1 protein-coding gene is annotated in these 1,275 nt (G+C 47.2%); it reads right to left on the bottom strand.

All coding sequences use genetic code 11. The features are described from left to right. Positions 1-126 precede the first annotated feature (126 nt). The coding region (locus tag H528_RS0111915) for an AAA family ATPase (RefSeq protein ID WP_028845939.1) at positions 127-1,275 on the bottom strand (1,149 nt) is incomplete at its 5' end.

Below are 1,275 nucleotides of genomic sequence, written 5' to 3'. Positions count from 1 at the left end.
GCGCGTAAGCTCCTGTTATTTGCGTTTGCCAAGTATAAGAAAGCGATGGAGGAGTTGCAGTTGCAAATGGCTTGACAAAATCCACAGTATCTCGCTAGGGAGCCAGTAAGCGCCGACGAAAAGAGCTCATGAAATCTCCTCCACCTCAAAACTTACGATGTTCCGCTCCCGCTTGCTGAACTCAACCCCGATGAGCCAGATCTTCTTGCACTTCCCCTGGTACTTCTCAAAGTAGCGCTTCTCTTTTAGCTGCAAAAGTGCCTTTCCCTCGGGCTCATCCTCAACTACCTTGAACTCAAAGAGATAACACCTGCCTTCAAAAAGCACCGCCATATCCAGGCGGCCCTGGTTCGTGGCCTCTTCCACCCGCACATCCAGGCCAAGACCACAAAAATACGCGTAAAAAACACTGGCATAAAATCCCTCGTATTCTTCAAGCCCCGTCTTCCGAAACCAATCATGCGGGATACCGGCAAAGATCGCCTTGAAAACTTCTTCTAACTCCTTTGGTCGCCCTTCCTCCAGGGCTTCGTAAATACGGTCATAATGTTCTTCTTTGGTTGGTAGATCGCTAAAGGTGTTCAACAAAAAGTTGTTAAAACTTGTGCGCACCTCAAGGTTCGGAAAACCCAGGATATATTTGGTAAGAGGGCCGCGGCGCCTGGTGCCTTTTATCGTCAAATAGCCCGTCTGAAAAAGAACTGTCTCCGGGTAAATACGATCTACGTCAAAGCTTTCAAGGAGCTCATCTCCCACTTCGAGCTTTTCCAGTTTGGCCACGTTGAGTTTCCGGGCCAAAAGAAGCTTTATGAGAAAGGTAGGTGTGCCGGTCTCAAACCAGTAGGGCCGAAAATCATAACTTCGCAGAAAGAGCAAAATGTCAAAGGGGTTGTAAACAGGCTCGCCAAGCCAGGAGTAACCGTTATACCAGCGACGCACCTCAGAAAGATCAACCCCTTCCAACCGGTCGGCAAAGGTGTTTTCAAATTCTTCCTGGGTGTAGCCGCATATTGCAGCGTAATCAGGTGAAATAGTTATGTCTTCCAGGTTATTCAGACCTGAAAAGATCGAAACCTTGGAAAATTTGGTAACGCCGGTGAGGAAACAGAATTTGAGATAAGGGTCGGCGTCTTTGAGCACGGAATAGAAGTTTTTTAACTCTTCACGAATCTCTGCGGCAAGCTCTGGTTTGTGGATATTGTCAAGGATGGGTTTGTCGTATTCGTCGATAAGGACAACAGCTTTTTGGTTATGTTTTTCCACTAAGACTTCTAT

Source organism: Thermodesulfatator atlanticus DSM 21156, assembly GCF_000421585.1.
GTDB lineage: Bacteria > Desulfobacterota > Thermodesulfobacteria > Thermodesulfobacteriales > Thermodesulfatatoraceae > Thermodesulfatator > Thermodesulfatator atlanticus.
This window is presented reverse-complemented; position numbering and strand designations above follow the sequence as displayed.